Origin of the sequence: Pseudomonas sp. TUM22785 (assembly GCF_028198105.1) — a bacterium.
GTDB classification, from domain to species: Bacteria; Pseudomonadota; Gammaproteobacteria; order Pseudomonadales; family Pseudomonadaceae; genus Metapseudomonas; species Metapseudomonas solani.
This window is the reverse complement of sequence record NZ_CP116239.1, coordinates 2292375-2313493: the sequence shown is the minus strand read 5'-3', so window position 1 is coordinate 2313493 and position 21119 is coordinate 2292375. Positions and strand designations below refer to the sequence as shown.

Genomic DNA, 21119 nt, shown 5'->3' with positions numbered 1-21119 from the left:
ACCGGGGAGCGCGCGGCTCCCCCATTCAGTTCGCAGCCCGCGCGATCACCTCCACCGCCGCCCTACCCTTGCGCTTGTCCAGCAGGTATTCACGCCCTGCCAGCGAGGCGCCGAGGAACTCGCGGAGCGTCGGCCCCGCCTTGAGCAGCCGCGTGGCGAAGAGGAACTCCGCCAGCTCGTGGAACCACACGCGACGACCGATGCGGGTGTACCAGGCCATGGCGTGGCGGAAGTCCGCATCCGGGTGCAACAACAGGCGACCGAGGGCCCTGGGGCGGGCCTGCATGCAGACCTCGATCGTCTTGAACCAGAGGAACACCCGCCAGGCCGGCACGCGCTGTACTGCCAGCACCTGGTGCTTGTAGTCCCAGCGACGGGTGTCGGTCTGGATCACCCGGCGCTGCTCGGCCGTTTCGTAGAAGGGTGTCCAGCGGTGCGGGATGACGTAGAGCAGTTGGATCTGGTCCGGGTCGTAGCGCAGCAGGTGGCGCAGGGAGCGCCAGTAGTCGGCGTCGGTTTCCTCCTGGAAGCCGATCACGTAGGTGGCCATGGAAACGATGCCGTGCTGGCGCAGCAGGCGGATGGCCTCCTGGTCCTCGCGGGTGGTACCGCCCTTGCGAATCGCCTCAAGGGTGCCTTCGTCGTAGCTCTCGATGCCCAGCAGGAAGCGGATCACCCCGGCCTTGCGGTACAGGTGGAGGATGTCGGCATCGCGGACGATGTCGCCGGCACGGGTGGAGCCCACCAGCAGCAGCGGTACGTCTTCGGCGATCAAGGCTTCGAGGAAGGCCTTCCACATCTTGCGCGAGCCGGTGGGCAGCTCGTCGGCGAAGTTGATCAGCTCCACGCCCTGTTCCCGGTGCAGGCGTGCCAGCTCCCGGGCCAGGCGCACCGGGTCGCGGTGCCGCCAGCGGGTCCAGAACCCGCGCTGCCCGCAGTAGTTGCACAGGTAGGGACACCCCCGGGAGAACTGCACCACCACCGCCCGCTTGCCGCCCCAGTAGGAGTAGTGGGCGTGGTCGATCAGCTCCCAACCCACGCGGTAGTCGTCGAGGTTGCGCAGCATGGCGGCGGCAGGCGTGGCGTAGGGTTCGCCCAGGTAGCGCAGGGCGATGCCGTGGACATCCAGTGGCGAGTGCCCCTGCGCCAGAGCCTGCATCAGCGAAAGCGCGGTCTGCTCGCCCTCCCCACGCACGATAAAGTCGACTTCCGCCACCTCCTGGAGGATTTCGTCCCAGTGATAGCTGGGGTGCACGCCGCCGTAGACGATGACCAGCCCGGGCAGCACGCCCTTGAGGGCACGGCAGATGTCCACCACCGTGGGGTGCGCCGAGCTGGAGCCGGAGTGTCCGAGCATCACCACATCCGGCGCCGTCGCCTGGATGCGCGCCACGATCTGCGCCACGCTCAGCCCCTCGCGGTCCGCATCCAGCAGCGAGACGTGGAAGCCCGCGTCCAGCAGCGGCCCGCCGATGGCGAGCAGCCCCAGGGGCGGCAGGTGCTCGCGGGGCAGGCGGCTGCCGATGGCGGTGTGGGGCGGGTTGATCAGGGTGATGTCCACGGCGACGTCCTTTTCCTCGGGGCGGGTCGCCTTTATGCACGCGCGCCGTGCAGGCTGCGTGGACCGCAGATGGAGTTGCCGTGGAGTTTCGGTGAAGGTTTCGGCGCCCAAGAAAAAGGCCGCTCGAAAGCGGCCTCGTTCATAACGCGTACGACTACTCGGCGAGGCGCCAGGTGGTGCCGCCCTTGCCGTCTTCCAGGACCACGCCCAGGGCGGTGATCTGGTCGCGGATGCGGTCGGACTCGGCCCAGTTCTTGTCCGCACGCGCTTGCAGGCGCGCCTGGATCAGGGCTTCGACCTCGGCCGCATCGACCTTGCCGGTGGCGCCGGCCTGGAGGAAGGCGTCCGGGTCCAGTTGCAGCAGGCCGAGCAGGCCGCCCAGGGCCTTGAGACGGGCCGCCAGGGCTGCCGCGGCGGCCAGGTCGGTGTCGCGCAGGCGGTTGACCTCGCGGGCCATGTCGAACAGCACGGCGACGGCTTCGGGGGTGTTGAAGTCGTCATCCATGGAGGCATTGAAGCGCTCGACGAAGGCTTCGCCCTCGGCGGCGGGCGCCTCCGGCAGGCCGCGCAGGGCGGTGTAGAAGCGTTCCAGCGCGCCCTTGGCTTCCTTGAGGTTGTCTTCGGAATAGTTGATCGGGCTGCGGTAGTGGCTGGAGACCAGCAGGTAGCGCACCACCTCGGGGTGGTACTTCTCCAGCACCTCGCGGATGGTGAAGAAGTTGCCCAGGGACTTGGACATCTTCTCGCCGTCCACGCGCACCGCGCCGGCGTGCATCCAGGCCTTGGCGTAGAGCTTGCCGGTGGCCGCCTCGCTCTGGGCGATCTCGTTCTCGTGGTGGGGGAACACCAGGTCCGGGCCGCCGCCGTGGATGTCGAAGGTCTCGCCCAGGCAGCAGGTGGACATCACCGAGCACTCGATGTGCCAGCCGGGACGACCGGGGCCCCAAGGGGATTCCCAGCTCGGCTCGCCGGGCTTGGCGCCCTTCCAGAGCACGAAGTCCAGCGGGTCTTCCTTGGATTCGTCGACCTCGATGCGGGCGCCGATCTTCAGCTCGTCGATGCGACGGCGGGACAGCTTGCCGTAGCCCTCGAACTTGCCCACGCGGTAGTAGACGTCGCCATTGCCGGGGGCGTAGGCGAAGCCCTTGTCGATCAGGGTCTGGATCATCGTGTGCATGCCGGCGATGTGGCCGGTGGCACGGGGCTCGATGTCCGGGCGCAGCACGGCGAGGCGCGCCTCGTCTTCGTGCATGGCGGCGATCATACGGTCGACCAGGGCCTCGAACGGCTCGCCGTTCTCCTGGGCGCGACGGATGATCTTGTCGTCGATGTCGGTGATGTTGCGCACGTAGGTCACGTCGTAGCCGCGCTCACGCAGCCAGCGGGTGACCACGTCGAAGGCGACCATCACGCGGGCGTGGCCGATGTGGCAGAAGTCGTACACGGTCATGCCGCACACGTACATGCGCACGCTGTTGCCTTCCAGGGGCTGGAAGGCTTCCTTGACCTTGCTGAGGGTGTTGTAGATCGACAGCGCCATCATTGCCCCCAGGAATCACGCAGGGTGACGGTGCGGTTGAACACCGGTTTGCCGGGCTGCGAATCCTTGAGGTCGGCGACGAAGTAGCCTTCGCGCTCGAACTGGAAGCGCTCCTCGGGCTGCGCATTGGCCAGGGACGGCTCGGCGCGGCAGCCGGTGAGCACCACCAGCGACTCGGGGTTGATGTTGTCGAGGAAGCTGCCGCCCTCTTCGGATTTCTCCGGGTTCGCCGAACGGAACAGGCGGTCGTACAGGCGCACTTCGCACTCGACGCTGGCCTCGGCCGGCACCCAGTGGATCACGCCCTTGACCTTGCGGCCTTCGGGGTTCTTGCCGAGGGTGTTCTCGTCATAGGAGCAACGCAGCTCGACGATGTTGCCGGCGGCATCCTTGATGGCTTCGTCGGCGCGGATCACGTAGCTGCCGCGCAGGCGCACTTCGCCACCGGGGATCAGGCGCTTGAAGCCGGCCGGCGGGACTTCTTCGAAGTCGCTGGCGTCGATGTAGATCTCGCGGGCGAAGGGCAGCGCGCGAACGCCCATGTCTTCCTTCGGGTGGCGCGGCAGTTCGAGGTTCTCGACCTGGCCTTCCGGGTAGTTGGTGATGACCACCTTGAGCGGCTTGAGCACGCACATGGCGCGGGACGCGGTGGCGTCCAGGTGGTCACGGATGCTGAACTCCAGCATGCCGATGTCGACCACGCCGCTGGCACGGTTGACGCCGACCATCTCGCAGAAGTTGCGGATCGACTCGGGGGTGTAGCCGCGACGGCGGTAGCCGGAGAGCGTCGACATGCGCGGGTCGTCCCAGCCGCTGACGTGCTTCTCGTCCACCAGTTGCTTGAGCTTGCGCTTGCTGGTGATGGTGTAGTTCAGGTTCAGGCGCGAGAACTCGTACTGGCGGGGCTGCGCGGGGACCGGCAGGTTGGCCAGGAACCATTCGTAGAGCGGGCGATGGTCCTCGAACTCCAGGGTGCAGATGGAGTGGGTGATGCCTTCGATGGCGTCCGACTGCCCGTGGGTGAAGTCGTAGCTGGGGTAGATGCACCACTTGTCGCCGGTCTGGTGGTGATGGGCGTGGCGGATGCGGTAGAGGATCGGGTCGCGCAGGTTGATGTTCGGCGAGGCCATGTCGATCTTGGCGCGCAGGGAGCGGGCGCCATCCGGGAACTCGCCGGCCTTCATGCGGGCGAACAGGTCCAGGTTCTCTTCCACCGAGCGCTCGCGGAACGGGCTGTTCTTGCCCGGCTCGTGCAGGCTGCCGCGGTATTCGCGCATCTCTTCGGCGTTGAGGTCGCAGACGAACGCCTTGCCGGCCTTGATCAGCTCGATGGCCCAGGCGTGCAGCTGGTCGAAATAGTTGGAGGCGTAGCGCACCTCGCCGGACCACTGGAAGCCCAGCCATTTCACGTCGCTTTCGATGGCGTCGATGTATTCCTGGTCTTCCTTGGCCGGGTTGGTGTCGTCGAAGCGCAGATGGCAGTCACCGCCGAATTCCTGGGCCAGGCCGAAGTTCAGGCAGATCGACTTGGCATGGCCGATGTGCAGATAGCCATTGGGCTCCGGCGGGAAGCGGGTGACGATCTTGGCGTGCGTACCGGCATCCAGGTCGGCCTGGACGATGGGGCGGAGGAAGTTGGCGGCGGCGGGGGTCTCAGGCTTGCTCATGGGATCCTTAGGTCTACGGGTGCGCGGCACAGGGTAGGCCGGTCAAATCAAAGCGCTTATCATAGCCGAAGCTGTCAACCCCCTGACAGGCCTTCGAATTCTCGACAGAGCGAATACCGAAATGATCAAGCTGCACACCAACCATGGCGTCATCACCCTGGAACTCTTCGAAGACAAAGCCCCGGAAACCGTGGCCAACTTCAAGGAGTACGTGAAGGCCGGCCACTACGATGGCACCGTCTTCCACCGCGTGATCTCCAACTTCATGATCCAGGGCGGCGGCTTCGAGCCGGGCATGAAACAGAAGACCACCCGCGCCTCCATCAAGAACGAGGCCAACAACGGCCTGTCGAACAAGGTCGGCACCGTGGCCATGGCCCGCACCATGGAGCCGCACTCCGCCTCCGCGCAGTTCTTCATCAACGTCGCCGACAACAGCTTCCTCAACCACAGCGCGCCGACCGTGCAGGGCTGGGGCTATGCGGTGTTCGGTGAAGTGACCGAAGGCATGGACGTGGTCAACAAGATCAAGGGCGTGGCCACCACCATGAAGTCCGGCCACCAGGACGTACCGGTCGAAGACGTGATCATCGAGAAGGCCGAGATCGTCGAGTGATCCTGCTGATCTCCGATCTGCATCTTGAAGAGGAGCGCCCGGATATAACCCGGGCGTTTCTTCGTTTCCTGCAGACCCGCGCCAGCCAGGCCGAAGCGCTCTACATACTGGGTGACTTCTTCGAGGCCTGGATCGGCGACGACGCCATGACCCCCTTCCAACGCTCCATCGCCCAGGCCCTGCGCCAGGTGGCCGATGGCGGCACGCGCATCTTCCTGATGCATGGCAACCGCGACTTCATGATCGGCACGCGCTTCTGCCGCGAAGCCGGCTGCACCCTGCTGGCGGACCCGAGCCGCGTCGAGCTGGCCGGCCACCCGGTGCTGCTGATGCACGGCGACAGCCTGTGCACCCGCGACGAGGCCTACATGCGCATGCGGCGCATCCTGCGCAACCCCGTCGTGCTGTGGATACTGCGCCACCTGCCGCTGGCCACCCGCCACAAGCTGGCACGCAAGCTGCGCAGCGAAAGCCGCATGCAGACCCGGCAGAAGGCGGCGGAAATCACCGACGTCACCCCGGAAGAAATCCCGCGCCTGCTGGCCGCACAGGGCGTACCGACGCTGATCCACGGTCATACCCACCGCCCTGCCGTACACGAACTGCAAGTGAGCGGCCTGCCCGCCCAGCGCATCGTTCTCGGGGATTGGGATCGCCAGGGCTGGGCCCTGGAAGTCGACGAACAGGGCTTCCGCCAGGCACCGTTCGCCCTCGACTGAGCCGCGCAACGCGAACTCCTCCGCAGGCCGCGCCGGCTCTCCTTGACGGGATGGCACGCGGCCAGCAGCATCGCCGCTTTCGATTTCACGTCAAGGAGCGACCATGCCGTTCAGCGATTCCCCCTATATCAAGTACCTGGTCGGCATCGTCGCCGGCACGGCCGCCGCCTTCGTGCTGTTCAACGGCATCTTCTTCTACAACGAAGCCGGCTTCGCCACCCATGTGCGGACCATCTTCGGCGAAGAGAAAGTGGTGGATGACGTCGGCTACGCCACCAAGTGGTTCGGCCGCGCCACGCCCTGGAAGAAGGCCCTGAGCGTGCAATCGGTGCTCACCGAAGCGCTCAACCAGATCGACGACACCAGCGACAACGACTCCCTGGGCGCCACCATCGAGGCCTTCCCCATCGTCTTCCTCGGCAACGTCGACGCCAAGGTGGAATCCTCCGCGCGCTTCCGCCTGCCCAGCGGCGAGCAGTTCCTCAAGATCGCCCAGGAATACCGCAACCCGGAGAACTTCATCCGCACCGCGCTGGTACCGGCGATCAAGGAAACCCTGCAGGCCACTGCCTCGCTGATGACCGCCGACGACTTCTACGCCGGCGCCCGCAGCGAGTTCGCCGCCGAGTTCGAAAACCAGCTCAACGACGGCCTCTACCTGATCAAGCGCAAGGAAGTGCGGGGCCCGCGCGGCCACGTGCCGCAACAGACCGCCATCCTCCAGGCCGGCACCGAGCAGGGCAGCTTCGGCGATAACAACGCCAGCCAGTTCATCACCGAGAAAGTGATCGACGCCAAGGGCATGCCGGTGCGCAAGCAACAGCAGTTCCGCAAATACGGCGTGGAAGTGGTGGAAGCGCGCATCACCAACGTCGACCCCAACCCGCAGTACAAGCAGCGCATGGTCAAGGTGCAGCAGGCCCTGGCCGAGCTGGCCGTGGCCCGGCAGAACCGCCTGAAGGAAGAGGAAGAGAAGCTGCTGGTCACCGCCCGCGGTGAGAAGGAAGTGGAAGCCCGCCGCCAGGAAACCCTGCGCGACCAGATCGAGCGCACCACCCAGGCCGAGACCGAGAAGCAGCTGGCGCGCATCAACGCCGAGCGCGAAAAGGGCCGTGCCGAGATCGAGAAGCAGACCGCCGAGCTGCTGCGTGACAAGGCCAGCATCACCGCCCAGGCCACCAAGATCACCGCCGACGCCGAAGCCTATGCCCGCGAAGCGGTGATCAAGGCGGACGGCGCGCTGCAACCCAAGCTCGACGCGCTGATCGCCATCAACAAGGTGTGGGCCGAGGCCGCCGCCCAGGCGCCGGTGCCCAGCGTGATGATGGGCGCCGGGCAGAACGGCGCCAGCAGCCGCCAGGACGAGATCGGCCAGCTGATGGGCGTGCTCGCCACCAAGGCGGCCCGTGACCTGGCGCTGGACCTGAAAGTGAAGGACTGAGCCCTCCCCGGCCACAAAAAAAGCGCCCCTCGGGGCGCTTTTTTCATGCTCGGTGTCGCCGGCTCACTGGGCGACCGGCACGCCACTGTGGAAGCGGAACTCCTCGTCCGTGCTCTCGATCAGCTCGCGCTCCACGTCCCGGACCTTCTCGATCACCGCATCCACGTCCGCCGCTTCGCCGTACTGGTAGGCCAGCTTCAGGTAGCCCTGGTAGTGGCGCGCCTCGCTCTTCAGCAGGCCGAAGTAGAACTTGCCCAGTTCTTCGTCCAGGTGCGGCACCAGCGCCTCGAAACGCTCGCAGGAGCGCGCCTCGATGAAGGCGCCCACCACCAGGGTATCCACCAGCTTGGCCGGCTCATGGTTGCGCACCACCTTGCGCAGGCCAGAGGCGTAACGCGCGGCAGATACCGCGCGCAGCGGCACGCGACGCTTCTTCATGATGCGCAGGACCTGCTCGTGGTGGACCAGCTCCTCACGGGCCAGGCGCGACATGAAATTGATCAGGTCCAGGCGCGTGTTGTACTTGGCGATCAGCGCCATGGCCGTGGACGCCGCCTTGTACTCGTTGTTCTTGTGGTCGATCAGCAGGGTTTCCTGGTCCGCCAGCGCGGCCTCCACCCAGGCGGCAGGCGTGCGGCAACCGAGGAACTCGTGGATTTCCGGGAGGTTCATGGGCGGGGCGCTCCCTGGCGGGCGATGACGAGGGAAAACGGAACGGCGGGGATGGCGGACAAGGGCATGGCAATCTGGTCGGGCGGGCAATGGCGGAGCATTATACGGGGGCTGCAGGCCGCAGCCAGCTTGATGCACTGATATATGTCAAGAACGCGAAGCGTCCAGGGCAGCTACAGTGGTTCCAGCTATATGTCTTCCAGGGAGAGCACGACCATGCAAGCCATCCGCAGCATCCTCGTGGTAGTTGATCCGAACCACCCCGATGGCCTGGCGCTCAAGCGCGCCAAACTGATCGCCGGGGTGACCCAGTCGCACCTGCACCTGCTGATCTGCGACCGCAAGGCGGATCACGCCGCCTACCTCGCCGACCTGTCCGGCGCGCTCGCCAGCGAAGGCTACAGCGTGACCAGCCAGCAGGCCTGGAACGAGAACCTGCACCAGACCGTGATCGCCGTGCAGCAGGCCGAAGGCTGTGGCCTGGTGATCAAGCAGCATGTGCCGGACAACCCGCTGAAGCGCTTCCTGCTGACGCCGGACGACTGGAAGCTGCTGCGCTACTGCCCCGGCCCGGTGCTGATGGTGAAGACCGACACGCCCTGGACCGGCGGCATCATTCTCGCGGCCGTGGACGTCGGCAACAGCGACGGCGAGCACCGCACCCTGCACGCCAGCATCATCAGCCACGGCTACGACATCGCCGGGCTGGCCAAGGGCACCCTGCACGTGATCAGCGCCCACCCCTCGCCGATGCTCTCGGCGGCGGACCCGACCTTCCAGCTCAAGGAAAGCATCGAGGCGCGCTACCGCACCGAATGCCGCAGCTTCCAGGAGGAGTTCGACGTCAGCGACGAGCGCCTGCACGTGGAGGAAGGCCCGGCCGATGTGCTCATCCCCCATGTCGCCCACAAGCTCAAGGCGGCGGTAACGGTGATCGGCACCGTGGCCCGTACCGGCCTCTCCGGCGCGCTGATCGGCAACACCGCCGAAGTGGTGCTGGACTCGCTGGAAAGCGACGTGCTGGTGCTGAAGCCGGACGAAATCATCGCCCACCTGGAGGAACTGGTCGCCCAGCGCTGACCCGCCCCATGAAAAAGCCGCCTCGATGGGCGGCTTTTTCGTGCCTGGCGTTTCACTGCCGTGGATGAAGGGCTCAGACGCGGCTCTCCATCCCCTCCAGCAGGAAGCGCGGCGCGATGTAGCGATCGTAGTGGGCTTCCGACAAAAGGAAGAACTCCCGATCGATGGCCCCGCGCAGCTCCGGCAGCGTCCAGCCGCGGAACTCGGGCATCAGCGCCACGCCGTAGGCGTCCAGGCGGTTGATCATGCGCGAGGCACGGGCGATGAGCTGGTAGGCCCAGCAATAGGCGGACTGCTCCGGCACGAAGCGGACCTGGCGTTGCTCCAGCTGCATGCGCAAGCGATCTTCGTCGAAAACCTCGAGTTTTGCGGTCATCACCTGGACCAGGAGGATTTCCAGACGGCGCCAGACGGCGCGTTTTTCCTCGTCGTTGTAGAGGTTCCAGTTCACCACTTCATGGTGGAAGCGCTTGCAGCCACGGCACACGAGATCCCCGTAGACGGTGGAGCAGAGGCCGACGCAGGGCGTCTTGATGCGCTGATTGGACATGGCGGGAGGGTCTGGGAAAGCACGAACAGGCCGGCATCTTAGCCCTTTGTCTAGGCAGGGTCACCCCAAGAAACCCAGGGCTTTTGTCTTAACTTCGGCTCAGCTTTCCTTTAGAATTGGCCCGCCATTTTAGGCGCCAATGTCCGTTGGAAGCTGTTTTCAAAGCGTCACGAGCACAGTCCACCCGGCAGGAAAATTGGCGTTGGGCACTCCCCAGCGAGTGCCTTGCGCCAGCCCTCATCAGGCCTTCCTTCCGGCGTAAAACTTTGAAAACAGCTTCTGGATGGAACCAACGAAACCCTGGCCAGGCAGCTCACAAAGCTGCGCGGCGCACGTGTTCGCTGGATTCCTGGATGAGCGTCCCGGACAACTCCTTGGGACCACTGATGAGGGTAAAACTGTGCTTGAAGCCTATCGCAAACACGTACAAGAGCGTGCCGCCCAGGGTATCGTGCCCCAGCCGCTGAACGCCGAACAAACCGCAGGCCTGGTAGAGCTGCTGAAGAACCCGCCGGCCGGCGAAGAAGAATTCCTCGTAGACCTGATCACCAACCGCGTTCCGCCGGGCGTGGACGAAGCGGCCTATGTAAAGGCCGGTTTCCTCTCCGCCGTCGCCAAGGGTGAAGCCAAGTCCCCGCTGATCTCCAGGCAGCGCGCCACCGAACTCCTCGGCACCATGCAGGGCGGCTACAACATCGCCACCCTGGTCGAGCTGCTGGATGACGCCGAGCTGGCCGCCGCCGCTGCCGAACAGCTCAAGCACACCCTGCTGATGTTCGACGCCTTCCACGACGTAGCCGAGAAAGCCAAGGCTGGCAACGCCCACGCCAAGGCCGTGCTGGAGTCCTGGGCCGCTGGCGAGTGGTTCACCAGCAAGCCCGCCATCGCTGACAAGTACAGCCTGAGCGTGTTCAAGGTCACCGGCGAAACCAACACCGACGACCTGTCCCCGGCTCCCGATGCCTGGTCGCGCCCGGACATCCCGCTGCACGCCCTGGCCATGCTGAAAATGGCCCGTGACGGCATCGTCCCCGAGCAGCAAGGCGCCATCGGCCCGCTGAAGCAGATCGAAGAGATCAAGGCCAAGGGCTTCCCGGTCGCCTACGTCGGTGACGTGGTCGGTACCGGTTCCTCGCGTAAATCCGCCACCAACTCGGTGCTGTGGTTCTTCGGCGACGACATCCCCTATGTGCCGAACAAGCGCGCAGGCGGCTTCTGCTTCGGCTCCAAGATCGCCCCGATCTTCTACAACACCATGGAAGACGCCGGCGCCCTGCCGATCGAGTTCGACGTATCGAACATCAACATGGGCGACGTGATCGACGTCTACCCGCACGCCGGCAAGGTGTGCAAACACGGCACCGACGATGTCATCACCACCTTCGAACTGAAGACCCCGGTGCTGCTCGACGAAGTCCGCGCTGGCGGCCGTATCCCGCTGATCGTCGGCCGTGGCCTGACCGAGAAAGCCCGTGCCGAACTGGGCCTGGGTTCTTCCGACCTGTTCAAGAAGCCGGAACAGCCCGCCGACAGCGGCAAGGGCTTCACCCTGGCGCAGAAGATGGTCGGCAAGGCGTGCGGCGTAGCCGGCGTTCGCCCGGGCACCTACTGCGAGCCGAAGATGACCACCGTCGGTTCCCAGGACACCACTGGCCCGATGACCCGCGACGAGCTGAAAGACCTGGCGTGCCTGGGCTTCTCCGCCGACCTGGTGATGCAGTCCTTCTGCCACACCGCCGCGTACCCGAAACCCATCGACGTCACCACCCACCACACCCTGCCGGACTTCATCCGCACCCGTGGCGGCGTGTCCCTGCGTCCTGGCGACGGCATCATCCACAGCTGGCTGAACCGCATGCTGCTGCCTGACACCGTCGGCACCGGTGGCGACTCCCACACCCGCTTCCCGATCGGCATCTCCTTCCCGGCCGGTTCCGGCCTGGTAGCCTTCGCCGCCGCCACCGGCGTCATGCCGCTGGACATGCCCGAATCCGTTCTGGTGCGTTTCAAAGGCAAGCTGCAGCCCGGTATCACCCTGCGTGACCTGGTCCATGCGATTCCCTACTACGCCATCCAGAAAGGCCTGCTGACCGTCGAGAAGAAGGGCAAGATCAACGCCTTCTCCGGCCGCATCCTGGAAATCGAAGGCCTGGACGACCTGACCGTCGAGCAAGCGTTCGAGCTGTCCGACGCCTCCGCCGAGCGTTCCGCTGCGGGCTGCACCATCAAGCTGCCGGAAAAGGCCATCGCCGAGTACCTGCAGTCCAACATCACCCTGCTGCGCTGGATGATCGGCGAAGGCTACGGCGATGCCCGCACCATGGAACGTCGCGCCCAAGCGATGGAAGCCTGGCTGGCCAACCCGCAGCTGATGGAAGCCGACAAGGACGCCGAATACGCCGAGATCATCGAGATCGACCTGGCCGACGTGAAAGAGCCGGTTCTCTGCGCTCCGAACGATCCGGACGATGCCCGCCTGCTCTCCACCGTTGCCGGCGACAAGATCGACGAAGTGTTCATCGGTTCCTGCATGACCAACATCGGCCACTTCCGCGCTGCCGGTAAGCTGCTGGACAAGGTCAAGGGCTCGATTCCGACCCGCCTGTGGCTGTCGCCGCCGACCAAGATGGACCAGCACCAGCTGACCGAGGAAGGCTACTACGGCATCTACGGCAAGGCCGGCGCGCGCATGGAAATGCCGGGCTGCTCGCTGTGCATGGGTAACCAGGCACGCGTAGCGTCGAACTCCACCGTGGTTTCGACCTCCACCCGTAACTTCCCGAACCGCCTGGGCGATGGCGCCAACGTGTACCTGGCCTCCGCCGAGCTGGCAGCCGTCGCGTCCATCCTGGGCAAGCTGCCGACCGTCGAGGAGTACATGGAATACGCGAAGAGCATCGACAGCATGGCTGCCGACGTTTACCGCTACCTGTCCTTCGACCAGATCGCCGAGTACCGCGAAGCCGCTGCGAACGCCAATATCCCGGTCGTTCAAGCCTAAGCCTCACCAGCCATGAAGAAGCCCCGCCCCGTGCGGGGCTTTTTTATGGGCGCCGTTCCCACACCCGGCGTCACCCTGTAGGAGCGAATTCATTCGCGAGCTCTTCGCTGACCCAGGCCCGTCGAACCGAAGCAACGCCATCTCGCCGAACCGTGCCGCACACCACGAATTCACCCTCTCCCGCCTTGCCAGCCCACCGCCAGCGGCTATGTTCCAAGGAGAAGCGCCCAACCGCTCATTCCAAGGAGTACCACCATGAAGAAGCACTGGATTCTCATCGCCCTCTGCCTGGTCGGCCTGGCCGGCTGCTCCAGCGAATACCTGATCAACACCACCGACGGCCAGATGCTCACCAGCGATGGCAAGCCGCACCTGGATGAAGACACCGGCATGCTCGAGTTCGAAGACAGCGAAGGTCGCAAGCAGCAGATCCCGCAGACCCAGGTGAAGCAGATCATCGAACGCTGATCCGCCCCGCTCCACCCAGCCCCCGCTCCAGCGGGGGCTTTGCTTTCCGCCCCTGGCACATCGCTTGCTTTGCCCAAGGCATCAGGCCCGCTCCAACGGCGGAGCGGGCCACCGGACAATGGCGTCGTCATCGGCCATCGCAGCCCGCGATCCGCCGTGGCGACGCCTTTTTGTTGATGGGAAGGCGACAGCATGAGCGACAACCGACTGCACACACGCACCGACAACCTGGCCTGGGTCGCCGGCAGCGACGCACCTGAAAAGAGCACGCTGGACCTCGGCTTCATGGCCCTCACCGACTCCGCCTCGCTGATCGTCGCCGCCACCCAGGGCTTCGCCCAGCCCTATGGGCTCACCCTCAACCTCAAGCGCCAGGCTTCCTGGGCCACCCTGCGCGACAAGCTGCTGTCCGGCGAGCTGGACGCCGCCCAGGCACTCTACGGCCAGGTCTACGGCATCCACCTGGGCATCGGCGGCACGGCCACCGACATGGCCATCCTCATGGGCCTGTGCCAGAACGGCCAGGCCATCAACCTCTCCGAACCGTTACGGCGCGCTGGAGTGACCACTGCCGAGGCACTGGCCGCCCACGTGCGCCAAGGTGGTGCACGACTGACCTTCGCCCAGACCTTCCCCACCGGCACCCACGCCATGTGGCTGGCCTATTGGCTGGCCGCCCAGGGCATCCACCCGCTGCACGACGTCAGCAGCGTGGTGGTACCGCCTTCGCAGATGGTCGCCCACCTGCAGGCCGCACGCATCGACGGCTTCTGCGCCGGCGGCCCCTGGGGCGCCCTCGCGGTGGACCAGGGCCAGGGCTTCACCCTCGCCACCAGCCAGATGATCTGGCCCGACCACCCGGAAAAGGTCCTCGGCGTCACCGCCGCCTTCGCCGACGCCTACCCGAACACCGCCCGCGCGCTGACCATGGCGGTGCTCGAAGCCAGCCGCTTCATCGAGCAGAGCCTGGAAAACCGCCGCAGCACCGCCCAGTTGATCAGCGGCGCCGAGTACATCGACGCCCCGCTCTCGGCCATCGAGCCACGCTTCCTCGGCCACTACCGCGATGGCCTCGGCAACACCTGGGAAGACGCCCACCCGCTGCGCTTCTTCGACGGCGGCCGGGTCAACCTGCCCTACCTCTCCGACGGCATCTGGTTCATGACCCAATTCCGCCGCTGGGGCCTGCTGCGCGATGACCCGGACTACCTGGGCGTCGCCCGCCAGGTGCAGCGCCTCGACCTCTACCGCCAGGCCGCCGCAGCCCTCGGTATCGAAGCGCCCGCCGAGATGCGCAGCGCCACGCTGGTGGACGGCATCACCTGGGATGGCAGCGACCCGGCCGGCTATGCACGCAGCTTCCGCCTGCACGCCCTCGCCGGCACGTCTTCCGCCCTCGCCCTGTAACCGGACGGCCACCCTATGCTGCGCATCCTTCTGATCAACGACACCGCAAAGAAAGTCGGCCGCCTGCGCGCCGCCCTGGTCGAGGCCGGCTTCGAGGTCATCGACGAATCCGGGCTGACCATCGACCTGCCCGCACGGGTCGAAGCCGTGCGCCCCGACGTGGTGCTCATCGACACCGAATCCCCCGGCCGTGACGTCATGGAACAGGTGGTGCTGGTCAGCCGCGACCAGCCCCGCCCCATCGTCATGTTCACCGACGAGCACGACCCGGGCGTGATGCGCCAGGCCATCCAGGCCGGCGTCAGCGCCTACATAGTCGAGGGCATCCACGCCCAGCGCCTGCAGCCCATCCTCGACGTCGCCATGGCCCGCTTCGAAAGCGACCAGGCTCTGCGCGCGCAGCTCAACGCCCGCGAGCAGCAACTGGCCGAACGCAAGCGCGTGGAACTGGCCAAGGGGCTGCTGATGAAGATGAAGAACTGCAACGAGGAAGACGCCTATACGCTGATGCGCCGCCAGGCCATGAGCCGCCAGCAGAAGCTCGTCCAGGTCGCCGAGCAGATCATCGCGATGCACGACATGCTCGGGCACTGAGGGGCAACTGTACGGGTGGGAGTTGTAACTGTTCTGCTTTCCGGGGTCCGTCGACCGCGACTGTACGGCCATCGCCGGCGTGGCGTGTATCTGCTGGCACGCCGTGGCGACGGCTAAGGTAAGCCCATCGCAGCCACCGCCCGGACACGCCCATGGACACCGAACGCCAGCTCCTCGAAGACGCCGACCGCCGCGCCCTCGCCTACTTCGACGGCATCCCCGGGCGCCGCGTATTTCCCGATGCCGAGGCCATCGCCGCCCTGGCCGGCTTCGACGGCCCCCTGCCCACCCAGGGCCTGCCCGCCCAGCAGGCCCTGCAATTGCTGGACGAGCTGGGCTCCCCCGCCACCACCGCCTCCAATGGCGGGCGCTACTTCGGCTTCGTCATCGGCGCCACCCTGCCCGCCGCCGCCGCGGCCGAGCGCCTGGTGCTGGCCTGGGACCAGTGCGCCTCGTCCTTCGACAACTCCCCCGCCGCCGACCGCATCGAAAAGGCCGCCGCGCGCTGGGTGCTGGAGAGCCTCCGCCTGCCCGCCGAGAGCGCAGTCGGCTTCGGCACCAGCGCCACCGCCTGCACCCTCGCCTGCCTCAGCGCCGCCCGCCGCGCCCTGCTCGCACGCAAGGGCTGGGACTTCGACGGCGACGGCCTGATGGGCGCGCCCGAGGTGCGCGTGGTGGTCTCCGCCAGCGTGCACATCACGGTGAAGAAGGCCCTGCGCATCCTCGGCTTCGGCATCAACCGCCTGCTGGTGGCCCCCGTCGACGAGCTGGGCCGTATCGACCCGGCGCAGCTGCCGCCGCTGGACGACATGACCGTGCTCTGCCTGCAGGCCGGCGAGGTGAACGGTGGCGAGTTCGACCCCTTCGCCGAACTCATCCCCCGTGCCCACGCCGCCGGCACCTGGGTGCATGTGGACGGCGCCTTCGGCCTCTGGGCCCGCGCCAGCTCCGCCGCTGCGCTCACCGAGGGGGTCGAGCGGGCCGACAGCTGGACCACCGATGGCCACAAGTGGCTGAACACCCCCTACGACGGCGCCATGGCCATCTGCCGCGACGTCGAGGCCCTGGCCACGGCGATGAACAGCGACGCCGCCTACGCCAGCGCCTCCCGCGATGCGCAGAAGAACCTCAACCTGGAGTTCTCCCGCCGCGCCCGGGGCGTGCCCATCTGGGCGGCCCTGGCCAGCCTCGGCCGCGACGGCCTGCGCGAGCTGATCGACCGTCACCTGCGCCAGGCCGGCCACCTCGCCGAACGCCTGCGCGGCGCCGGCTACCAGGTGCTCAACCGCGTGGTGCTCAACCAGATGCTGGTGCGCGCCGACAACGACGAGCAGACCCTGGCCATCCGCCTCGCCGCCCAGGCCTCGGGCGATGTCTGGTTCGGCCCTACCCTGTGGCAGGGGCGCCCGGCCTTCCGCCTCAGTGTTTCCTCGTGGCGCACCACGGATGCCGATATCGAACGCCTCGCCGAGCTGCTGGTCCGCCTCAAGGCCGAAACCCGCCCTTGAGCCCTGTGCAATGCCCCGGTGCCAGTGCGCCACCGGTCGCCGCCGCAACGCAGCGGCAGAACCTTCCTTGAAGGCGACGAGTCTGTGAAAGGCCTGCCACGCGGCAGGCCCTATACAAGCGCAGGGAAGGCACGTACGCGTCGAAGGAAAGCGGTCTCGAGCGGAGTGCGGCCCGACAACGAGGATGCAAGGCATGCACAGGTTCCAATCGCTCCACTCTACGTCCCACCGCCATCGCGGTGCCTATTGGCTCGGCCTGTTCGGCTGCCTGCTGCTCGGCGAAGCCCAGGCCGAGCTCTACAAGGGCGTCGCCCCGGGCGGCAACTTCGCCCTGGAGAACTGGAACATCACCGTGCCCCAGGACGCCGATTGCGGCACCGAGGGCAAGGCCGTCACCGTACGCCCGGACCAGCTCAGCGGGCCCGACGGCTACCAGTCGCGCTGGTTCCGCACCGACCCGGGCGACGGCTCCCTGAGTTTCTGGACGCCGGTCAATGGCGCCACCGCCGGGGGTTCCAGCAGCCCGCGCTCGGAACTGCGCGAGATGCTCGACCCGAGCAACCTCGGGCTGACCTGGAGCGGTGCCGGTGAATCGGTGCAGGACGCCCTGCTCAAGGTCATGCAGGTGCCCAGCGACGGCCTGGTCATCGTCGGCCAGGTGCACGGCTACGGCAGCGCGCCGCTGATCCTCCTCTACTACCGCTACGACTTCGCCAAGAAGACCGGCCGCGTCATCGCCAAGCTGCAGGGCCTGCCGGAGCAGGGCCTGCCCTATACCAACCACGTGCTGGCCACCGACATCGCCCTGGGCGAAACCTTCAGCTACCAGATGAGGGTCAGCAACAACGTCGCCATGGCCTCGGCCAACGGCGGTGCCGTGGCGACCATGGCGATGGACCCGGCGTGGAACAGCGAGACCTTCTACTTCAAGGCCGGCGCCTACCTGCACATGCACGGCGACAGCGCCACCGAAGGCGCGCGGGTGAAGTTCTACCGCCTGGCCGCCAGCCACCCCAACGACGGCCTCTTCGTCAACAGCCCCGCCGCCCTGCCCAGCGCCCGCGTCGGCCAGGCCTACCAGACCCAGCTCTACAGCACCGGCGGCCTCGGCGGCGCCACCTGGAAACTGGTCAGCGGCCACCCGCCGGCCGGGCTGACCCTGGCTTCCGACGGCCTGGTCAGCGGCACCCCGGAAGCCGGCACCGCCTCCACCACCGCCCACTGGTTCGTGGCCCAGGTGCGTGACGTCAACGGCAGCACCCACCACAAGAAGTTCTCGATTCTCATCTCGCAATAACGCAATCGTTGCGGTGGAGCCTGTACCGGCCCACCGCAACAGCGCCCGGGCCGGCACCATGTGCAGGCTGACGCCAGGTGGGAGCGGATTCATCCGCGATGCGCACTGCCCTGTGGCACGCCCATTCGCCCTGAAAGAAAAGGCTCTGTCGGCGTTAGCTGTTGTGGTTTTAATGCAAGCGCTCAAGCACGGCCCTTTCCGGGCGCCCAAGGGTTCGTGCCACCTCCACCGCATGGGTTTCGCTTCGCTCTACACCATCCTACGAAAGCCCGTGCGCGCCACGTGGCGATGCGCTGGACGAAGAAAGGTGGGGCAGCCGCCAACGCCCCTCCAGGAGGCCGAACGCAGTCGTTGCGCCGGGGGACGAGCGGCATGGATGCCGCGAGAGGCGCGCCAGGCCATGGATGGCCCATCGCGCCGGCCCCCAGAGCGACGATGGAGTGAGGGAACCCCGGCGAAGCCGGGGCCGGATGATGGGGCAAGCGTTTTTGGTTCCTTTTTTGTGGTTCGGCATCCCGACGATTGAAAAAAGGGACTCGCCCGGGTGGGCGAAACCAGAAATATCACCAGAGCTCAGCAATCAGCTGGGCTCAAATCCTCTAGCAACACTTAACGCAGACAGAGCCAAAGAAAACGCCCCGAAACGCCTCGGATTTTTCTCGACAACGCCCCACCGCTGCGCTTATCTTCGCCGCCAGGCCACCCATGTGGCCAACGTCGCTCGGACGGTTCCGGGCGCTTACGTATCCGAGGAAAGCATGGCTGACACGCGTTCTCCGCGCCGTTTCGCGCGCATCGATCGTCTCCCCCCCTATGTCTTCAACATCACCGCCGAACTCAAGATGGCCGCGCGCCGTCGTGGCGAGGACATCATCGACCTGTCGATGGGCAACCCCGATGGGGCCACCCCGCCGCACATCGTCGAGAAGCTGGTGCAGGTCGCCCAGCGCGAAGACACCCACGGATACTCCACCTCCCGCGGTATTCCCCGCCTACGCCGCGCCATTTCGCGCTGGTACAAGGACCGCTATGACGTGGAGATCGACCCGGAAAGCGAAGCCATCGTCACCATCGGCTCCAAGGAAGGCCTCGCGCACCTGATGCTGGCCACCCTGGACCACGGCGACACGGTGCTGGTGCCCAACCCCAGCTACCCGATCCACATCTACGGCGCGGTGATCGCCGGCGCCCAGGTGCGCTCGGTGCCGCTGGTGCCCGGCGTCGACTTCTTCGCCGAGATGGAGCGCGCCATCCGCGAATCCATCCCCAAGCCGAAGATGATGATCATCGGCTTCCCCTCCAACCCCACCGCACAGTGCGTGGAGCTGGACTTCTTCGAACGCGTGGTGGCCCTGGCCAAGCAGTACGACGTGCTGGTGATCCACGACCTGGCCTACGCCGACATCGTCTACGACGGCTGGAAGGCCCCATCGATCATGCAGGTGCCCGGCGCCAAGGACATCGCGGTGGAGTTCTTCACCCTGTCCAAGAGCTACAACATGGCCGGCTGGCGCATCGGCTTCATGGTCGGCAACCCCGAGCTGGTCAGCGCCCTGGCGCGGATCAAGAGCTACCACGACTACGGAACCTTCACCCCGCTGCAGGTGGCCGCGATCGCCGCGCTGGAAGGCGACCAGCAGTGCGTGCGCGACATCGCCGAGCAGTACCGCCAGCGCCGCAACATGCTGGTCAAGGGCCTGCACGAGGCGGGCTGGATGGTCGAGAACCCCAAGGCCTCGATGTACATCTGGGCGAAGATCCCCGAGCCCTACGCCCACCTCGGCTCTCTGGAGTTCGCCAAGAAGCTGCTGGCCGAGGCCAAGGTCTGCGTCTCCCCGGGCATCGGCTTCGGCGAGTACGGCGACGACCATGTGCGCTTCGCCCTGATCGAGAACCAGGACCGCATCCGCCAGGCCATCCGTGGCATCAAGGCGATGTTCCGCGCCGACGGGCTGATCCAGCCAGGCAAGGCCCGCAAGGCCGAGTGACACAGGCAACGGCGCCCCAGGGGCGCCGTTTTCATTTCCCGCGCAGGGGTTCGTGCCCCGGTGGCGTATCAAGGCTGTACCGGGCGCCGTCCCGGCCCATCAGCGAAGGACCCCACGATGAAGCCCAGCCGCCTGCTGTTCCTCTGCGCCGCCCTGCTCGGTGCCCTGACGTTGCAGACCGCCAGCGCCGGCCTGCTCCAGGAGCGCCGCGAAGCCCGCCAGCTCGACGACGCCGGCATCCGCGTGCAACGGGATGTCGCCTACGGCAACGATGAGCGCCAGCGCTTCGACGTTTACCTGCCCAAGGTCGCGCCGCGCGTGCCCGCCCCGGTGATCTTCATGGTCCACGGCGGTGGCTGGGCCAACGGCGACAAGGACAACGGCAGCGTCGCCCTGAACAAGGCCCTGCGCTGGGTGCCCCAGGGCGTGGTGCTGGTCTCCGCCAACTACCGCATGCTCCCCGACACCCCGCCGCTGGCCCAGGCCGACGACGTGGCCCGCGCCCTCGCCCAGGCCCAGCAACTGGCCAGCGGCTGGCAGGCCGACCCGGCGCGCTTCGTGCTGATGGGCCACTCCGCCGGCGCCCACCTGGTGGCGCTGATTGACGCCGCGCCGGAGATCGCCGCCCAGCAGGGTGCGCGCCCGTGGATCGGCACCGTGGCGCTGGACAGCGCCGCCTTCAACGTCGAGACGGTGATGCGCGGCCCGCACCTGAAGCTCTATGACCGCGCCTTCGGCAACGACCCCGCCACCTGGCGCGCCGCCTCCCCCACCCTGCGCCTGGAGCAGACCGGCGCGCCGCTGCTGGCGGTGTGCTCCACCCGCCGCGACGACGCCTGCCCCCAGGCCCGTGGCTTCGCCGCCAAGGGCCGCGACCTGGGCAAGCGCGTGGAGGTGATGGGTGTGGACATGTCGCACCGGCAGATCAACCACGAACTCGGCCAGGACAACGGCTACACCGCCGACGTCGAGCGCTTCCTGCGCAGCGTCGGCCTGCTGCGTCTCTGAGC

17 protein-coding genes are annotated in these 21119 nt (G+C 66.7%); 12 read left to right on the top strand and 5 right to left on the bottom strand.

The genetic code is table 11. The annotated features are described in order from the left end of the window. Nucleotides 1–25: 25 nt before the first annotated feature. The 3 genes from bchE to PI990_RS10755 all read right to left on the bottom strand — a co-directional run bounded on the left by bchE (nucleotide 26) and on the right by PI990_RS10755 (nucleotide 4768). Nucleotides 26–1561 (bottom strand): magnesium-protoporphyrin IX monomethyl ester anaerobic oxidative cyclase, encoded by a 1536-nt coding sequence (gene bchE / locus PI990_RS10765; protein WP_271660586.1) that lies wholly within the window; start codon nucleotides 1559–1561, stop codon nucleotides 26–28. Nucleotides 1562–1715: 154 nt separating this feature from the next. Then, entirely contained in the window at nucleotides 1716–3101 is a 1386-nt protein-coding gene (gene cysS / locus PI990_RS10760; RefSeq protein ID WP_271660585.1) for a cysteine--tRNA ligase, read from the bottom strand. Further along, complete coding sequence (locus tag PI990_RS10755) at nucleotides 3101–4768, bottom strand: glutamine--tRNA ligase/YqeY domain fusion protein (protein WP_271660584.1); 1668 nt, start codon at nucleotides 4766–4768, stop codon at nucleotides 3101–3103. Before PI990_RS10755 ends, cysS begins: the two co-directional genes overlap by 1 nt. Nucleotides 4769–4889: 121 nt before the next feature. On the opposite strand from PI990_RS10755, the gene PI990_RS10750 reads away from it, so the two are divergent. The 3 genes from PI990_RS10750 to PI990_RS10740 all read left to right on the top strand — a co-directional run bounded on the left by PI990_RS10750 (nucleotide 4890) and on the right by PI990_RS10740 (nucleotide 7544). Further along, nucleotides 4890–5384 (top strand): peptidylprolyl isomerase, encoded by a 495-nt coding sequence (locus tag PI990_RS10750; protein WP_271660583.1) that lies wholly within the window; start codon nucleotides 4890–4892, stop codon nucleotides 5382–5384. Beyond that, entirely contained in the window at nucleotides 5381–6103 is a 723-nt protein-coding gene (gene lpxH / locus PI990_RS10745) for a UDP-2,3-diacylglucosamine diphosphatase (protein ID WP_271660582.1), read from the top strand. The genes PI990_RS10750 and lpxH overlap by 4 nt, the downstream gene beginning before the upstream one ends. Nucleotides 6104–6206: 103 nt before the next feature. Beyond that, on the top strand, nucleotides 6207–7544 hold the full coding sequence (locus PI990_RS10740; protein WP_043246707.1) for an SPFH domain-containing protein: 1338 nt from the start codon (nucleotides 6207–6209) through the stop codon (nucleotides 7542–7544). Between the two features lie 63 nt (nucleotides 7545–7607). Here the strand turns inward: PI990_RS10740 and PI990_RS10735 are convergent, their stop codons facing one another. Then, nucleotides 7608–8216 carry a tRNA-(ms[2]io[6]A)-hydroxylase gene (locus PI990_RS10735; protein WP_263402241.1) on the bottom strand — a complete coding sequence of 203 codons (609 nt, stop codon included), beginning with the start codon at nucleotides 8214–8216 and terminating at the stop codon, nucleotides 7608–7610. A gap of 216 nt (nucleotides 8217–8432) precedes the next feature. On the opposite strand from PI990_RS10735, the gene PI990_RS10730 reads away from it, so the two are divergent. Beyond that, the gene (locus PI990_RS10730; RefSeq protein WP_271660581.1) at nucleotides 8433–9296 is read left to right on the top strand and encodes a universal stress protein; all 864 of its coding nucleotides are present in this window, start codon (nucleotides 8433–8435) and stop codon (nucleotides 9294–9296) included. Between the two features lie 73 nt (nucleotides 9297–9369). Here the strand turns inward: PI990_RS10730 and PI990_RS10725 are convergent, their stop codons facing one another. Further along, nucleotides 9370–9846 carry a DUF1289 domain-containing protein gene (locus PI990_RS10725; protein ID WP_271660580.1) on the bottom strand — a complete coding sequence of 159 codons (477 nt, stop codon included), beginning with the start codon at nucleotides 9844–9846 and terminating at the stop codon, nucleotides 9370–9372. Nucleotides 9847–10246: 400 nt separating this feature from the next. On the opposite strand from PI990_RS10725, the gene acnB reads away from it, so the two are divergent. The 8 genes from acnB to PI990_RS10685 all read left to right on the top strand — a co-directional run bounded on the left by acnB (nucleotide 10247) and on the right by PI990_RS10685 (nucleotide 21117). Next, entirely contained in the window at nucleotides 10247–12847 is a 2601-nt protein-coding gene (gene acnB, locus PI990_RS10720; RefSeq protein WP_271660579.1) for a bifunctional aconitate hydratase 2/2-methylisocitrate dehydratase, read from the top strand. Between the two features lie 255 nt (nucleotides 12848–13102). Beyond that, nucleotides 13103–13315, top strand: a complete 213-nt coding sequence (locus PI990_RS10715) for a YgdI/YgdR family lipoprotein (protein WP_184489324.1) — start codon at nucleotides 13103–13105, stop codon at nucleotides 13313–13315. 192 nt (nucleotides 13316–13507) lie between these two features. After that, a complete protein-coding gene (locus PI990_RS10710) occupies nucleotides 13508–14722 on the top strand; it encodes a CmpA/NrtA family ABC transporter substrate-binding protein (protein ID WP_271660578.1) in 1215 nt (404 codons plus the stop codon). 15 nt (nucleotides 14723–14737) lie between these two features. Beyond that, complete coding sequence (locus PI990_RS10705; protein ID WP_184489322.1) at nucleotides 14738–15316, top strand: ANTAR domain-containing response regulator; 579 nt, start codon at nucleotides 14738–14740, stop codon at nucleotides 15314–15316. A 152-nt stretch (nucleotides 15317–15468) separates the two neighbouring features. Next, entirely contained in the window at nucleotides 15469–16824 is a 1356-nt protein-coding gene (locus tag PI990_RS10700; protein ID WP_271660577.1) for a pyridoxal phosphate-dependent decarboxylase family protein, read from the top strand. Between the two features lie 193 nt (nucleotides 16825–17017). Next, nucleotides 17018–18121 (top strand): polysaccharide lyase family 7 protein, encoded by a 1104-nt coding sequence (locus tag PI990_RS10695; protein WP_271660576.1) that lies wholly within the window; start codon nucleotides 17018–17020, stop codon nucleotides 18119–18121. Between the two features lie 758 nt (nucleotides 18122–18879). Continuing rightward, nucleotides 18880–20109, top strand: a complete 1230-nt coding sequence (gene alaC / locus PI990_RS10690) for an alanine transaminase (RefSeq protein ID WP_021220300.1) — start codon at nucleotides 18880–18882, stop codon at nucleotides 20107–20109. A 117-nt stretch (nucleotides 20110–20226) separates the two neighbouring features. Further along, the gene (locus PI990_RS10685; RefSeq protein ID WP_271660575.1) at nucleotides 20227–21117 is read left to right on the top strand and encodes an alpha/beta hydrolase fold domain-containing protein; all 891 of its coding nucleotides are present in this window, start codon (nucleotides 20227–20229) and stop codon (nucleotides 21115–21117) included. Nucleotides 21118–21119: the final 2 nt, after the last annotated feature.

Bases quoted from the DNA above. Each gene is read 5' to 3' on its own strand.
- PI990_RS10740 (WP_043246707.1), top strand. From the start codon at position 6,207: ATGCCGTTCAGCGATTCCCCCTATATCAAGTACCTGGTCGGCATCGTC.
- PI990_RS10700 (WP_271660577.1), top strand. From the start codon at position 15,469: ATGGACACCGAACGCCAGCTCCTCGAAGACGCCGACCGCCGCGCCCTC.
- PI990_RS10710 (WP_271660578.1), top strand. From the start codon at position 13,508: ATGAGCGACAACCGACTGCACACACGCACCGACAACCTGGCCTGGGTC.
- PI990_RS10730 (WP_271660581.1), top strand. From the start codon at position 8,433: ATGCAAGCCATCCGCAGCATCCTCGTGGTAGTTGATCCGAACCACCCC.
- PI990_RS10685 (WP_271660575.1), top strand. From the start codon at position 20,227: ATGAAGCCCAGCCGCCTGCTGTTCCTCTGCGCCGCCCTGCTCGGTGCC.
- alaC (WP_021220300.1), top strand. From the start codon at position 18,880: ATGGCTGACACGCGTTCTCCGCGCCGTTTCGCGCGCATCGATCGTCTC.
- PI990_RS10755 (WP_271660584.1), bottom strand. From the start codon at position 4,768: ATGAGCAAGCCTGAGACCCCCGCCGCCGCCAACTTCCTCCGCCCCATC.
- PI990_RS10695 (WP_271660576.1), top strand. From the start codon at position 17,018: ATGCACAGGTTCCAATCGCTCCACTCTACGTCCCACCGCCATCGCGGT.
- cysS (WP_271660585.1), bottom strand. From the start codon at position 3,101: ATGGCGCTGTCGATCTACAACACCCTCAGCAAGGTCAAGGAAGCCTTC.
- PI990_RS10705 (WP_184489322.1), top strand. From the start codon at position 14,738: ATGCTGCGCATCCTTCTGATCAACGACACCGCAAAGAAAGTCGGCCGC.
- PI990_RS10750 (WP_271660583.1), top strand. From the start codon at position 4,890: ATGATCAAGCTGCACACCAACCATGGCGTCATCACCCTGGAACTCTTC.
- PI990_RS10725 (WP_271660580.1), bottom strand. From the start codon at position 9,846: ATGTCCAATCAGCGCATCAAGACGCCCTGCGTCGGCCTCTGCTCCACC.
- PI990_RS10715 (WP_184489324.1), top strand. From the start codon at position 13,103: ATGAAGAAGCACTGGATTCTCATCGCCCTCTGCCTGGTCGGCCTGGCC.
- PI990_RS10735 (WP_263402241.1), bottom strand. From the start codon at position 8,216: ATGAACCTCCCGGAAATCCACGAGTTCCTCGGTTGCCGCACGCCTGCC.